The 13333-nt window shown below is 70.5% G+C and carries 10 protein-coding genes; 5 read left to right on the forward strand and 5 right to left on the reverse strand.

The genetic code is table 11. The features are described from left to right. Positions 1–8: 8 nt before the first annotated feature. The 4 genes from D9598_RS11915 to D9598_RS11930 all read right to left on the reverse strand — a co-directional run bounded on the left by D9598_RS11915 (position 9) and on the right by D9598_RS11930 (position 5152). The gene (locus D9598_RS11915) at positions 9–1097 is read right to left on the reverse strand and encodes a hypothetical protein (protein ID WP_198366734.1); all 1089 of its coding nucleotides are present in this window, start codon (positions 1095–1097) and stop codon (positions 9–11) included. Then, entirely contained in the window at positions 1094–2527 is a 1434-nt protein-coding gene (locus D9598_RS11920) for a hypothetical protein (RefSeq protein ID WP_198366735.1), read from the reverse strand. Before D9598_RS11920 ends, D9598_RS11915 begins: the two co-directional genes overlap by 4 nt. A 109-nt stretch (positions 2528–2636) precedes the next feature. Beyond that, on the reverse strand, positions 2637–4091 hold the full coding sequence (locus D9598_RS11925; RefSeq protein WP_198366736.1) for a sugar transferase: 1455 nt from the start codon (positions 4089–4091) through the stop codon (positions 2637–2639). Continuing rightward, complete coding sequence (locus tag D9598_RS11930; RefSeq protein ID WP_198366737.1) at positions 4088–5152, reverse strand: UDP-glucuronic acid decarboxylase family protein; 1065 nt, start codon at positions 5150–5152, stop codon at positions 4088–4090. The genes D9598_RS11925 and D9598_RS11930 overlap by 4 nt, the downstream gene beginning before the upstream one ends. Before the next feature lie 442 nt (positions 5153–5594). On the opposite strand from D9598_RS11930, the gene D9598_RS11935 reads away from it, so the two are divergent. Together D9598_RS11935 and D9598_RS11940 are read left to right on the forward strand one after the other, a co-directional pair. After that, positions 5595–7859 (forward strand): polysaccharide biosynthesis tyrosine autokinase, encoded by a 2265-nt coding sequence (locus D9598_RS11935; RefSeq protein WP_198366738.1) that lies wholly within the window; start codon positions 5595–5597, stop codon positions 7857–7859. Next, positions 7852–9195, forward strand: a complete 1344-nt coding sequence (locus D9598_RS11940) for a lipopolysaccharide biosynthesis protein (RefSeq protein ID WP_198366739.1) — start codon at positions 7852–7854, stop codon at positions 9193–9195. Before D9598_RS11935 ends, D9598_RS11940 begins: the two co-directional genes overlap by 8 nt. 17 nt (positions 9196–9212) lie before the next feature. On the opposite strand, the gene D9598_RS11945 is transcribed toward D9598_RS11940, so the two are convergent. After that, on the reverse strand, positions 9213–10067 hold the full coding sequence (locus D9598_RS11945; RefSeq protein WP_198366740.1) for a hypothetical protein: 855 nt from the start codon (positions 10065–10067) through the stop codon (positions 9213–9215). 38 nt (positions 10068–10105) lie between these two features. Here D9598_RS11945 and D9598_RS11950 point away from each other — a divergent pair, with 38 nt between their 5' ends. The 3 genes from D9598_RS11950 to D9598_RS11960 are packed head-to-tail and all read left to right on the forward strand — an operon-like array spanning position 10106 to position 13331. Further along, the gene (locus D9598_RS11950) at positions 10106–11002 is read left to right on the forward strand and encodes a glycosyltransferase family 2 protein (RefSeq protein WP_198366741.1); all 897 of its coding nucleotides are present in this window, start codon (positions 10106–10108) and stop codon (positions 11000–11002) included. Next, positions 10999–12183, forward strand: coding sequence for a glycosyltransferase (locus D9598_RS11955; RefSeq protein ID WP_198366742.1), 1185 nt, complete (start codon positions 10999–11001; stop codon positions 12181–12183). Before D9598_RS11950 ends, D9598_RS11955 begins: the two co-directional genes overlap by 4 nt. Next, the gene (locus D9598_RS11960) at positions 12180–13331 is read left to right on the forward strand and encodes a glycosyltransferase (RefSeq protein ID WP_198366743.1); all 1152 of its coding nucleotides are present in this window, start codon (positions 12180–12182) and stop codon (positions 13329–13331) included. Before D9598_RS11955 ends, D9598_RS11960 begins: the two co-directional genes overlap by 4 nt. Positions 13332–13333 lie beyond the last annotated feature (2 nt).

Below are 13333 nucleotides of genomic sequence, written 5' to 3' on the forward strand. Positions count from 1 at the left end.
GTCCGGCCTCAGCCGCTGGCGGGATCGCGCCGCATCTTGGGCGCGACGGAAGGGCGGGAGCGGGCCAGCTGCTGCCGCAGCCGCTCGCGCAGCTTCTCCGCGACATCCTGCAGGAGCTTCACCGGCCCCCGCCGGGGCACGCCGATATAGCGGCGGGTCAAGCGGTTGCTCGTCTCCGGCGACAGTCTCTGGCCGACCAGCCGGCGCCGTTCCATATGCCGCCACAGACGGCGGATGCCGTATTTCTTCTCGGCCGGGACATGCCAGATCGCCAGCGCGGCATCGTCGGGCTGGGTGTTGATGTCCTCGAAGTTGGTCCAGATGCGCCGGATCACGTCATTCGCCGTATAGGACGGAACGCCCTGGGCATAGGCCAGGATGGAGAGGAAATGCGCCTCCTCCTTGATCGAATCCGGCCAGCGCGCCTCGGCCACGGCACGGGGCCAGAGCTGCTCGATCCGCGGCAGGAGGTCGCGGCAGAAGCCATGCGTGGCGGCGAAGAACTCGCCGCCGTGATACTGCGGCGGCTCCGCGACCGAGACGCCGAAGGTCTCCTCGAGCACCTGCCCCATGCGGGCATGGCTCATGCCGTTGAGCAGCTGGCCAAGCTCGTAATTCTTCTGGTCCCGCGGGCGCAGCGTATAGGTCAGGCAGCGATGCTCACGGATGCGCGGCAGCAGGGGCGTCAGCGCGCGCCGGATCACGCAGTCGGAATCGACCAGGACCAGCGCCTCGCCCCCGGGATGCGCGGCGAAGTCGCGAATGACATCGAGGACATAGAACTGATTGCCCCAGCGGCTGACACTGCCGCTCGGCAGGCGGAAGGTGATGTCGCAGAGCCGGAACTCGACCCCCAGCGCGCGCAGATGGGCGAGGATGCCGGGCGGCGCCGCCTCGGCCACATCCACATTGGAATAGAGGACGTGGCGCGCTTCCGGATCATGCGCCAGGCTGGTGGCGAAGAAGGTCGCGACGCAGCGCCAGTAGACGAGCTGGAAGGCGGCGCGGGAAGAGTTCTCGCCGACCGACGGAAAGTCCGTCGCCTCCTCGACCTTGTCCAGCACGATCCAGGTGGCGATGCAGAGCCGGTCCGTCACGTCGTTCTCCTGATGTCACTGCGTGGCAGCATCGAGGCCATGGCGAGGCCGAGGCAGAGCCAGGCGCCGAAGCCCGCCTCGCCCACATGCACCGAGCCGAAGGGCAGCTGCAGGAAGCTGGCCACCACCACGGCGCGGTAGAGGTGCATATGCGGCGAGACGGCATCCGAGGCCCGGAAGGTTCGCAGCACCAGCACGGCCATGGCGGCGAACATCACCGTGGCCATGATGATGCCGAGCGCCGTGTAGACCTCGATGATGCCGCTGTCGATCACCACGCCCTGCTTGCCGTCCATCTGGCGGGAGGCGCCGGTGATGGCCAGCCCCTCGCCGATGATCAGCCGGTCCTCGCCCTCCAGGAACTCGCGGTACTGGTTCAGCCGGTCCTCGCCGCTCTCGTCCGCGGCGAGCGTCGTCAGGGATTCGATGCGCTTGGTAATGGTCTCCTGCATCTCCGGCACCGCGATCATGGGACCCATGGCGAGCACCAGCACCATGCCGCCGATGATGATCCGCATCCGCTCGCGCGCCGTGCCGCCGAACAGGACCAGCAGCACGCCGATCGCCGTGCCGGTCCAGATGGCGCGGTACTGCGCCAGCGCCAGCCCCAGCACCGTCAGCGCCATGCCGGGCAGCGCCAGCGGCAGCGGCCGGCCGATCAGCAGGATCAACCCGACCATCAGGAAGGCGCCGAAGGAGCCCGGGGAATGCATGGTGCCGAAGACGCGCAGCTCGAAGGGCAAGGGCTGGCCCATCGAGGTCATGCCCTGCAGGATCATGTTCGAGACCCAGTCCGCGTCCCAGGGCGTCGGTTCGATGAACTGCATGATGCCATAGGCCGCCATGGCCGGGCAGGCGATGCCGAAGCTGTTCAGCACGACGCGGTGGAATGCCGGATACTGCTTCGCCTGGGCCATCAGATGCACGGCCACCAGCGGTCCGATGCCCCATTTCAGGACATCGACCATGCCGGAGGCCAGCCGGCCGGCGAAGGCGGCGAGCACCCAGCCGTATCCGACGCAGACGAGGAAGACGACGAAAGGCCCGATCAGCCTGGCCCGCGGCCGCAGCAGGTAGGTCACGAAGGAGATGGCGCAGAACAGCGCCGCGGCGTAGGGCGCGAGCAGGATCGGGCTGGACTGCTGGAAGCCGAGCGGCAGATCGACCATGCGGCGGATCAGCGGCGAGGCGCAGAACAGCCAGACGAGCAGGCCGACATACCAGGGCGAGTTGCGGAAGTAGAGATAGCCGGCCGCCACCACGGCCATGGCCGGGTAGAGCAGGCGCAGGGGGCCGGCCAGCCCGGCCGCCAGCATCGCCAGCGGCAGGAACAGGGCGACGCAGGCCGCCAGCATGGCATCCGCCTGCAGCAGGCCACCCCCCTCCTCGAGGCGCGTGCCGCGGGCCGGCAGGGTCAGGGCTGGTGTCATGGATGGTCGCGCCGTCCGCTGATGATAGGCCGCAGGCGAAGGCCCGCCTGCGGAAGCCCCCGGCCCGGAACAGGCCGGGGCAGCCTGGCCATGGGCGGGAGGACCCGCCTCAATCCGCGCCGCGCGTCGAGAAGCCGCCCAGCGCCGTGCGCAGAATGATCCAGAGATCCAGGGAAAGCGACCAGTTGTCCAGATACCACCGGTCCAGCTCCAGCCGCCGGCGGGCCTTGGCCAGGGTGTCCACCTCGCCGCGCGAACCGTTGATCTGCGCCCATCCGGTGAGGCCGGGCTTGATGGCATGGCGCACGCGATAGCCCTCGACGGCATCGAAGTAGTAGGCATCGCCCACGCGCATGTGAAGCGGATGCGGACGCGGGCCCACGAGGGACATGTCGCCACGCAGCACGCAGAAGAGTTGCGGCAGCTCGTCGATGCTGGTGCGGCGGATGAACCGCCCGATCGGCGTCACGCGCGGATCACGCGCCAGGGTGCGCGCGGCACCCGTGCGGTCGCCGCGATCGGCATACATGGAGCGGAACTTCCAGACCTTGATGGGCCGGCTGCCCTGCCCGAAGCGCCACTGGGCGAAGAAGGGGCTGCCGGGCGATTCCAGACGGATGGCCAGCGCGACCAGCGCCAGGAACGGCGAAAGCACCAGCAGCGCCCCACCCGCCAGCAGGATGTCCATGCTGCGCTTGGCCGTCGCCGGCCAGCCGCTTTGAGGCCGGCCGCGCAGGTCATAGAGCGGCAGGGCCGCCAGGCTCGGGCCGGTCAGGGCCCCGGCCATGGCCGGGGTGAAGCCGGGCGAGAGGCAGATCCGCACCGGCTGGTCGGCCAGGCGGGCACAGACGGCCTCGATCCGCTCCAGGGCGCCCTCGCCCCGGCAGGCCAGGATCACCGTGTCGAGCTCACCGGCCTCGGCCAGGCCGGCCAGGCGCTCCAGGGTCTCCGGCGATTCCTCGGCGGAGGCGGCCAGGTGCCAGCCGGAGGCGCCGAAGCGCTGCACGACATCGACCAGCGGCTGCCGCTCCGCCGGATCGCCCAGGATGGCGACGGCGGGACCGGCGCGGCCAAGACGGATCGCCATGTGGTTGGCGAGATGCCGCAGCCCGAAGGCCACCGGCGCCGCGCCCAGAATCCAGAACAGGCCCCAGCCGAGCATGGACTGCCCCACCCCGGCATCGGGCAGGCGGGCGATCCAGGCGCAGAACAGCACCGTGGGGACGGCGATCACCACGGCCAGGGCGGCGCGCAGGGCGACGGCGGCGACGGCATCCGGCTGCGGCGCCGTGCCGACCCGCAGCGCGCGGCGCGTGACGCCGGCCAGCACCGCGGCCAGCACGGCGAGGCCGGCGGCGCTCCAGCCATTCTCCATCGACTGCGGGAACAACGCCCAGATCAGCAGGCCCAGGGCCGCCACCTGCAGCGCGTCGACCAGGGCGACGCAGACCCTGATGGCATGGCTGGACGCCCGGAAGGCGTGTCCAGCGCCCTGGCGGACAGGCCGCGACGGCTCCGCCAGAAGGCGCAGCAGGTCGGCGTTGTAAGCCTGCCCGGTCCTCATGCGCGGAGCCTGCCGGCCGGATCGGGCCGCGGCGCCTCCGGCGCGGCGACGCGCAGCCGGGCATTGGCATAGGCTTCCGCCGCCATGTGCGGCAGCGGCTGCGGCTCGTCGCCGCTGAGCACCTCGCGGAAATAGGCGATGGTGCTGGCCAGCCCTTCCTCGAGCGGCACCTTCGGCGTCCAGCCGCCGAGCAGCTCCTGCGCCTTGCTGATGTCGGGGCGACGCTGCTTCGGATCATCGGCCGGCAGCGCCGTCATGATGAGCTGCGAGCTGGAGCCGGTCATGCGGATGACCATCTCGGCCAGCTCGCGGATGGTGAACTCGCCGGGATTGCCGAGATTCACCGGACCGGTGACCTCGGGCGGCGTGTCCATCAGGCGGATCAGCCCCTCCACCAGATCGTCGACATAGCAGAAGGCGCGGGTCTGCGAGCCATCGCCATAGATCGTGATGGGCTCTCCGCGCAGCGCCTGCACGATGAAGTTGGAAACCACGCGGCCATCCGCGGGATGCATCGCCGGACCGTAGGTATTGAAGATCCGCGCGACCTTTACATTCAGGCCGTGCTGGCGGCGGTAATCGAAGAAAAGCGTCTCGGCGCAGCGCTTGCCTTCATCATAGCAGGCGCGCCTCCCGATGGGGTTGACATTCCCCCAGTAGGACTCGCGCTGCGGGTGCTGGGTGGGATCGCCATACACCTCGCTGGTGGAAGCCTGCAGGATGGGCGCCTTCAATCGCTTGGCAAGGCCAAGCATGTTGATCGCGCCAAGCACGCTGACCTTGGTCGTCTGCACGGGATCGTACTGGTAATGCACCGGCGAGGCCGGGCAGGCGAGATTGAATATTCGATCAACCTCGACATAAAGCGGGAAAGTAACATCGTGGCGCATCGCCTCGAATCGGGGGTTCCCGATCAGGTCCGCAATGTTGGAGCGCGAACCCGTGAAGTAATTGTCGACACAAAGGACTTCATGTCCTTGTTCGAGCAGGCGGCGGCAGAGGTTGGATCCGATGAAGCCCGAACCGCCCGCAACCAGGACGCGATAATTTTGCCTTGACATGCAATCGGTCTCCAGGCGCGTTCATTTAAGGGTGACGAATCCACCCCCGCACGCAAGGGGAAACTTTTTGGTTGAATAACCAGATATGACTTTTTTTTGCTACAGGTCTTGTGTCGTGCTCGGAATAGATACTGGCTTGCGGTGGAATGCTGCAATGCGTTATGCGCATCGACAGGCACGCCGAAGGTCAAAGAAATGTGAGATCACGTAAGCGGATCTGACCAAATTTTATCTTGTTCTACTTGCGGTTCACTGTGACTTAGTATCCGGCCAAGTGCTCGCCGAAGGCCAGAAAACCTGCATTCCAGGATGTTCGGCCGCCTGTCGAAGCGCCCAGTAGGGGCGGGTCCGGCTTTCCAGGATCTGCCAAGCGGAGCCCCCCACCGATGCCACCACGCCTCGCCATGTCGCTGTCCCCCGGCCCCTGCAAGAGGATTTCGCGATGATCCCGGCCCGCATTCCTGACGGACAAGGGGAGAGCCATCTCCCCGCTCTCGCCCTGCCGCAGGGATCGCATGCGTCGAAGGAGACCTCGCTCGGTGCCCTGGCGGGGATCTTCCGGCGCTCGCGGCGCTTCATCGCGCTCTGGATCCTGGCCTGGCTCGCCCTCGCTTTCGTGGTGATCATCAACCTTCAGCCCATCTATTCTTCCAGCGCGATGGTGATGCTGAACACGCGCCAGTTGCATTACGCGGAATTGCGCGAGGTGCTGACCGGCCCGGCGACAGGCATCGACGGCAATGCCGTGCGCAGCGAGGTGGAGATCCTGACCAGCCCGCAGTTGATGCGCCGCGTCGTCGAGGATCTCGAGCTGACCAAGCTCGCCGACTTCCAGCCGACGCCGCCGCTGTCCGCGCGCATCGTGGGCGGCCTGGCGGATCTGGCCAGCCGCGCCGGCCTGACCTCGGCGGCGCGAATGCTGGACGGCTGGACCGATGCTCTCGCCGGCGATCCCGACGAGCAGACGCGCTTCGAGATCGCGGTCGCCAGCTATCAGCGCGGTCTGTCCGTCTTCAATACGGGCCGCTCCTTCGTCATCAACGTGACCTTCCAGGCGTCCAGCCCCGAGCTCGCCACCCGCATCGTGAACCGCCATGTGGATCTCTACATCGAGGACCAGCGGCGGATTAAGAACGAGGCTCTGACCGCGGCGCGCAGCTGGCTCGACCGTGAGGTGGAGGAGCAGGCCAATCGCCTGCGCCTGGCGGAGCGGGAGCTGCAGGAGTACCGCGAGCGCTTCCAGCTCTATCAGCCCGGTGGCACCTCCCTGACGGCGCAGCGCCTGGCGGAGATGAACGCCCAGCTGACCATGGCCCGCGCCGATCTGGCGCAGCGCGAGGCCCGCCTGCAGCGCGTGCGCGAAAGCCGCAGCCTGGCCGCCGCCGGCGATGCCGACACCGACGTGCAGGCCTCCGCCACCATCTCGCGCCTGCGTGAGCAGGAGGCGATCGCCCGCCGCCGCGAGGCCGAGATGGCCGCGCAGTTCGGCAATAGCCACCCGTCCCTGCGCGCGGCGCGCGCCGAGGTTTCCGAGGTGCAGCGCAAGATCGGCGAGGAGGTCGGCAAAGTCCTGCGCGGGTTGCAGAGCGAGGTGCAGATCTCGCGCGCCCGGGAGATGGAGTTGCGCCGCTCGGTCGCCGATCTCGAGCGCGAGATGGGCGCCTATGAGCGCAACGACGCGCCGGCGCGCGAGGCGGAGCGGCAGGTCAACATCACCCGCACCCTCTACGAGAACCTGCTCAGCCGCCAGAAGCAGGTCGCGGCGCAGGAGGGCATCCAGCAGGCCGATGCGCGCGTGGTCTCCTACGGGACGCCGCCGCTGCTGCCGAGCTTCCCGCGCAAGAGCCTGCTGCTGGCGATCTCCGGCGTCGTCGCGGCGGTGACCGCGCTGGGCCTCGCCATGCTGCGCGACCGTCTGCGCCCCGGCTTCGCCACCCTCGGCGAGGTGGAGGCGGCCACCGGCCTGCGCGGGCTTGTCGCGCTGCCGCAGACCTCCCGCCGGCGCCCGCCGCACTGGCAGGTGCTGCATCAGCCGAAATCCGCCACGGCGGAGGCCCTGCGCTCGCTGCGCATGCTGCTGGCGCTGCCCCGCACCGGGATCGGCCGGATCCGCAGCCTGGCGGTCACCTCGGCCCTGCCGGGCGAGGGCAAGACCAGCCTGGCCCTGGCCCTGGCGCGCAGCCTGGCCGCCTCGGGCCTCCGGGTGTTGCTGATCGATGCCGACCTGCGCCGCCCCGGCGTGGCGCGCGCCGCCTTCGGCCGGGAGGCCGAGCAGGGGCTGGTGGATGTCCTCTCGGGCAGGCTTCCGGCCACCGCCGCCGTCGCCTCCGACAGTGTCGCCGGCCTGGACATCCTGCCGGCGGGCCGTTTCGAGGGGGAGGCCGTGGCGCCGCAGGACCTGCTCGCGACCACGGCCATGGCCGAGCTGCTGGAAGCCGCCGACAAGGCCTATGACTACGTGCTGGTCGACACGCCGCCGGTGGGCCCGGTGTCGGATGCCGCGCTGATCGGCCGCATGGTGCAGGAGACCATCCTGGTCACGCAGTCGGGCAAGTCGCATCGCGAGGCGGTGCTGGACGGCGTCGCCGCCCTGCAGATGGCCGAGGTGCGCATCGCCGGCGTGGTGCTGAACGGCATCGATCCGAAGATGGCGCCGGCGCACGGCGCCTACCGCCGGGGGCTGCGCGCGGCCTATTTCCATGCCTGAGATCGGCGCCGCGCTCCGCCGCGGCCTGCGAGGGCTGGTCCGTGGCGAGCGCACCGCCTTCGCCTTCCTGCAGACGGTGTTCAGCCAGGCCTTCATCACCCTGGTGAACCTGGCCACCGGCGTCTTCCTGGCCCGCATGCTGGGGCCGGAGGGGCGCGGCGCCTATGCCGCCATCACCTTCTGGCCGCTGGTCCTGGCCACCATGGCGCTGGCCGGCCTGCCCTATGCGCAGGTCTATCGCACCAAGGGCCATCCGGAGCGCGCCGGCGCCGTGCTGGGCGCGACGCTCATCCTGGGCCTCGGCCTCTCGGCCCTCGGTGTCCTGGTCGGGCTGGCGCTGCTGCCCTGGCTGATGGGCCGGAATTACGACCCGCAAACCGTCCTGGCCGCGCAGGTCATGGTGATGGCCGCCACGCCGGTGATGCTGATCGCCATGGTGCTGAAGAACAGCTTCAGCGCGCTCGGCCAGTACCGCCTGGCCAACACGGCCAATCAGGCCGATGTGCTGCTCTATCTTCTGCTGCTCCTGGTGGCCGCGGCGGCCCTGCCGATGACGCCGGAGCTGGCGGCCGGCTGCATGTTCGCCGGCGCGGTGCTGGTGCTGGGGCTGCTCCTGGTCTGGCAGTGGCGCCTGGGCCGGCCGCACTGGCGCGGCGCCGGGCGGGAGGCGCGTCCGCTCGTCTCCTTCGCGCTCCGCGCCGCGCCCAATGCGGTGCTGGCCAATCTCGCCCTCTCGCTCGACCGCATGGTGCTGGTGACGATGGTGTCGCAGGCGGATTTCGGCCTCTACGTCGTCGCCTTCGGCCTGTCGCGCCTCGTGATGGTGGTGCAGCAGGCGGTCGCCTCGGTCGGCTTCCCGGCCATGGCCGGGCGCGACGAAGCCTCGACCAAGGCGATGCACGACCGGCTCTTCCGCGTCATCCTCTACGCCATGTTCGGCATGGTGGCCGGCGGCTGGGTGCTGGGCGGGCTGGCGCTGCGCCTGCTCTACGGCCCCGAATTCGCCGCCGCCGCCGGCATCTTCCATATCCTGCTGATCGGCGCCGCCATCTCCTGCCTCTGCCAGGTGCCGATGCAGCTTTTCCTCTGCCTGGGCCGCCCCGGCTTCACCTCGACGGTGCAGGCCGTCTCCTTCGCCGCCACGGCCTTGGCGCTGGTGGTGCTGGTGCCCTGGCTCGGTGCCATCGGTGCCGCCTATGCGGTGCTGGCCGGCGGGTTGGTGCGCCTGACGGGGCTGCTGCTCGGCATGCGTCGGACGCTCGGGCTGCCGCTGCCGGCGCTGTTGCCCAGCGCGGCCGACATCGCCCTGTTGCGTCGCGGATTGCAGGGCACATGAGGCAGGCCCGGCAGCCGTCAGGCCATGGCCGGGCCGATCCAGCGGGCCCGGCGCGCCGCCGCGTAGGCACGCCGCGCCGGCTCGGGCACCAGCAGGGCGAGGCTATGGCCCAGGGCCTGGGCCAGCCCCATCGCCAGGGCCGGCGGCAAGGGCCGGGCCGCCGGTTCCAGCCGGGCGGGCTCCGCCAGGGCCAGGGCACAGGCGTCAGTCAGCTGGGCACGCGCCGCCCCGGAAAGCCGGCGCCAGTCCTCGGCCGGCATGGCGAGTTCGATCAGCTGACCGTAGGCGGCGGGCCAGGCGAAGGCCCGCCGCCCGCTTCTCTCCCACTCCAGCCTGTCCCACCCCGGCTTGTCCCAGCCCAGGGCGGCATCCGTGCCCTCGCCCTGCGTCGCGGCCGGCAGGCTCTCCCAGGCCATGGCCAGGGGCCCTGGCCGTACCGCCATGGCACGGGGGCGGAGGTCCTCGGCGGTGGTTCCGGGACCGGCCCGCAGGGCCAGGGGCGTCTCCAGGACACCGCAGGGCAGGGCGTGGAAGCCGGCCTCCGCCCAGCCCTGCCGCCACAGCCGCAGCCCCTCGGGGTGGCGCAGCCAGTCCCGCAGTTCCTCCGCCGCCATGCCGCCGGGAAATCCGGCGAAGAGCGCCGCCGCGGGAAAAGGCAGCGCCTCGGCCAGCAGGCCACCGTGCCGCAGCCGGCCCCCCATCGCGACGAGTTCCGCCCGGGTGCCGGCCGGCAGTCGCTCCAGGAGGCGATCGAGATGATCGCCCAGCACCGGATGCGCGGCGGGAACGAGCGAGGTCCCGGCGGCCCGCGCCGTCCGGCCGCCCGGCAGGAAAGCCAATCCCGTGGCCAGCAGGCCGCGCCGTCCGAACATCCCACGCCTCCCCTTCAGCCGAGACGGGAACATCTTGCATGACCGCCACCCCCCTGTCGCCCTCCGGCGAGGCCCGCGCGAGGCTGACCGTCCTGATTCTGGCGAAGAACGAGGAAGGCTGCATCGCCCGCGCGGTGCAGAGCGTCGCCTTCGCCGACGAGGTGCTGATCCTCGACTCCGGCAGCACCGACCGCACGGTGGAGATCGCCGAAGGGCTCGGCGCGCGCGTCGTGCATCAGGACTGGCTGGGCTGGGGCAAGCAGCACCGGCGCGGCGTCGAGCTGGCCACGCATGACTGGCTGCTCTCCATCGATTCCGACGAGATCGTCACGCCGCAGCTCGCCGCCTCCATCCAGGCCGCGCTGGCCGCCGGCCCCGATCCGCGGAATGGCTATGTGGTGGACCGCCAGGATGAATTCCTGGGCCGGCTGATGCCGAGCATGCGCCGGCGCAGCAAGCGGATGAACTTCATCCGCCTGTTCAACCGCCGCTTCGGCAACTGGGACCCGACCATGCTGGTGCATGAGGAGATCCGCGTCCCCGGCGCCGCCCTCATGCTGGATGGGCCGCTGCTGCACTGGCGCAACTACTCCATCTCGGCGCAGATGCAGACGCTGGACCGCAACTCCGATCTCGAGGGCCGGATGCTGTCCGAGGCCGGCAAGGCCAGCGCGCTGATGCTGTTCCTGAAGCCGCTGCTGCGCTTCGGCTGGATCTACATCGTCTCGGGTTGCTGGAAGCTCGGGCCACGCGGCTTCATCTGGGCCGGGCTGCATGCCTCCGGCGAGTTCCTGCGGCAGGCCAAGGCCTGGGAGCGGCAGCATGTCACGCCGATGCCCGACCCGCCCGCCTCGGTCTATGCCGCTCCCGACGCGCCGCCGCCCGCGCCCGCGCCCGCGCGGCGGCCGGCGGCGACGGAGCCGGTCCGCACATGAACGCCCTCCCCCCGCGCGCCGAGCGCCGCCGCGTCCTGATCGTCAACCGCGTCGGCCATCTGGGCGGCGTGGAACGGGTCATCCTGAACCTGGCCAGCGGCCTCCCCCGGCATGGCTGGGAGCCCATCCTGGCCTGCCCCGACGGCGGCGAGCTGGCCGAGGCGGCGCGCGCGCAGGGGCTGCGCGTGGCGCCCACGCCCTTCGACCGCATGCGCATCACCGCCGATCCGCGCGTGCTGCTGCGCTATCCGCTGGCCTGGCGCCAGGGTGCCGCGGCGGTGGAGCGGATCTGCCGCGACGAGCAGGTCTCGTTGATCCACGCGCATCATCCGGTCGGCTCGCTCTATGCGCGCCGCGCGGCGCGGGCGCTCGGCCTGCCCATCCTGCTGCACGTCCATGAATCCCTGCCGGCCCGTCCGCTCTACGCGCTGGCGCTGCGCCAGGCGGTGCGTGACTACAGCCGCTACATCGCCGTCTCCGGCGCCGGTACCGCGCTGCTGGCCAGCATCGGCGCCGATCTCGACCGCGGCAGCGTCATTCCGAACGGCATCGAGGCGCGCCTGCTGGACGGCCCGCCGCCCGCTCCCGCCGCCGAGGTCACCGGCCCCGGCCCGCATATCGGCGTCTTCGGAGTCATCGAGCCGCGCAAGGGGCAGGACGTCTTCCTGCGCGCGGCGGAGCTGCTGGCGCGGGACCATCCGCAGGCGCAGTTCTGGATCGTCGGCCCGCTGGCGCTGAAGGATAAGGCCGGCTTCCAGGCGCAGATCCGCGCCATGGCCGAGAACCCCGTGCTGCGCGGCCGCGTGCATTTCACCGGTTTCCGCGCCGATGTCGGCGCCTGGATGCGGGCGATGGATGTCGTCGTGCAAGCCTCGGTGAAGCATGAATCCCTTAGCATGGTGCTGCTGGAAGCCATGGCGCTCGGCCGACCGATCGTCGCCACGCGCGTCGGCGGCACGGAGGAGGGCATTCGGGACGACCATACCGGGCTGATCGTGGCGCCGGGCGACGCCCCTGCCCTGGCCGCCGCCATCGCGCGCGCGGCCGGGCCGGAGGGCGCGGCGCTCGGCGCCGCGGCGGCCCGCTCGGCGCGCGAGGTCTTCGCGCCCGAGGTGTTCTGCCGGAAGGTCGCCGAGGTCTACGACCAGGTTGTCGCCACGCATGCGGAGAGCCGGGCATGAAGGTCGCCATCGTCCACGACGTCATCAACCAGTATGGCGGCGCCGAGAAGGTGCTGGAGGAGCTGCGCGCGATCTATCCGGACGCCACCATCATGGCGCCGAGCTATCATCCGGACCTGCTGCCGCCGCGCTTCCGTGACTGGGGCATCCGCACCAGCTGGCTCGACCGCCTGCCCGGCGCCAACCGCTTTCACCGCATCGTCTTCCCGCTCTACCCCTTCGCCATGCAGAGCCTGGTGACGGATGGCTACGACCTGGTGATCAGCAGCGCCTTCAACTTCGCGCACAATGTCACCACCGGGCCGGACACCACGCATGTCTGCTACTGCCACTCGCCCTCGCGCTTCCTCTGGGACTTCGACGCCTATGCGCGGCGCGAGGGCTTCGGCAAGGTCAAGCGCGGACTGATCGCACCCTTCCTCCCGCCGCTGCGCGGACTCGACATCGCCTCGGCGCAGGGCGTGGATCACTGGATCGCCACCAGCGATCTGGTGCAGCGGCGCATCCGCAAGACCTATCGCCGCCGCAGCGCGCTGATCCCGCCGCCGATCGACATCAACGAGTTCCACGTCGCGCCGCGGCATGACGGCTACTACCTGCTACTGATGCGCCTGGTGGGCTGGAAGCGCGCGGATGTCGCCATCGAGGCCTGCAACCGGCTCGGCCTGAAGCTGCTGGTCGCCGGCGACGGGCGCGACACGGCGCGGCTGAAGCAGATGGCCGGCCCGACCATCGAGTTCGTCGGCCGTGTGGATGGCGCGCGCAAGGCGGATCTCTACGCGCGCTGCGCCGCCTTCATCCTGCCGGCGATCGAGGATTTCGGCATCACCCCCCTGGAGGCCATGGCGTCCGGCCGGCCGGTCATCGCGCTCGGCCAGGGCGGCGCGCTGGACACGGTGCGGCCCGGCGTCACCGGTGAGTTCTTCGCCGAGCAGGAGGCCGGCAGCCTGGCCGGCGTGCTGAGCGGCTTCGACCCCGATGCCTATGACCCCCAGGCCATCCGCCGGCATGCCGCGCAGTACGACCGCACGGTCTTCCAGCGCCGCATCCGCGAGGAGGTGGCGCGCGCCATGCGCCGCCAGGGCCGCGCCCCCGGCTCCGCCCCGGATCGTCCCGCCCGCCCGGCCGAGCCGCAGCTGGTGGCCTGATC

It is taken from the genome of Roseomonas sp. KE0001, assembly GCF_016107285.1.
GTDB lineage: Bacteria > Pseudomonadota > Alphaproteobacteria > Acetobacterales > Acetobacteraceae > Pseudoroseomonas.

What these genes read in the sequence shown, in the direction of transcription:
- D9598_RS11920 (WP_198366735.1), bottom strand. Translation starts at nt 2,527, where the DNA reads ATGACACCAGCCCTGACCCTGCCGGCCCGCGGCACGCGCCTCGAGGAG.
- D9598_RS11925 (WP_198366736.1), bottom strand. Translation starts at nt 4,091, where the DNA reads ATGAGGACCGGGCAGGCTTACAACGCCGACCTGCTGCGCCTTCTGGCG.
- D9598_RS11930 (WP_198366737.1), bottom strand. Translation starts at nt 5,152, where the DNA reads ATGTCAAGGCAAAATTATCGCGTCCTGGTTGCGGGCGGTTCGGGCTTC.
- D9598_RS11935 (WP_198366738.1), top strand. Translation starts at nt 5,595, where the DNA reads ATGATCCCGGCCCGCATTCCTGACGGACAAGGGGAGAGCCATCTCCCC.
- D9598_RS11940 (WP_198366739.1), top strand. Translation starts at nt 7,852, where the DNA reads ATGCCTGAGATCGGCGCCGCGCTCCGCCGCGGCCTGCGAGGGCTGGTC.
- D9598_RS11945 (WP_198366740.1), bottom strand. Translation starts at nt 10,067, where the DNA reads ATGTTCGGACGGCGCGGCCTGCTGGCCACGGGATTGGCTTTCCTGCCG.
- D9598_RS11950 (WP_198366741.1), top strand. Translation starts at nt 10,106, where the DNA reads ATGACCGCCACCCCCCTGTCGCCCTCCGGCGAGGCCCGCGCGAGGCTG.
- D9598_RS11955 (WP_198366742.1), top strand. Translation starts at nt 10,999, where the DNA reads ATGAACGCCCTCCCCCCGCGCGCCGAGCGCCGCCGCGTCCTGATCGTC.
- D9598_RS11960 (WP_198366743.1), top strand. Translation starts at nt 12,180, where the DNA reads ATGAAGGTCGCCATCGTCCACGACGTCATCAACCAGTATGGCGGCGCC.